Origin of the sequence: Massilia sp. CT11-108, assembly GCF_047302915.1 — a bacterium.
Classification (GTDB): Bacteria; Pseudomonadota; Gammaproteobacteria; order Burkholderiales; family Burkholderiaceae_D; genus Telluria; species Telluria orientalis.
This window is the reverse complement of record NZ_JBKYMO010001677.1, coordinates 1-246: the sequence shown is the minus strand read 5'-3', so window position 1 is coordinate 246 and position 246 is coordinate 1. Positions and strand designations below refer to the sequence as shown.

The following is a 246-nucleotide window of genomic DNA, read 5'->3' as shown; positions in this document are numbered from 1 at the left end:
ATTCCCATTCCCCTCAACAGTCGTGTTGCTAGTCGATCCATCGGAAGAGGTTGTCGAGTTGACCGTCAAAGTCAACACGAAAGTAGTAGGCGAGGCCGAGCGGGAGCCAGAAGCAGTCGGCGTAACGAGAGAGGTGATGGTCGTAGTAATCACCTGAAGCGAAGAGTTGCCAGGCGTAGCAGAAGCTGCGAGGGAAGTACGATTCGAACTGGACTGACCACTGACGATCGGCAACAAGATCGCCAG

Annotated in this window: 1 protein-coding gene; it reads right to left on the bottom strand. The window is 54.5% G+C overall.

The window, feature by feature from the left end; genetic code table 11:
• Positions 1 to 28 precede the first annotated feature (28 nt).
• Positions 29 to 246 (bottom strand): hypothetical protein (locus tag ACEN88_RS36000; protein WP_413347169.1); only part of this gene is annotated, 218 nt, incomplete at its 5' end.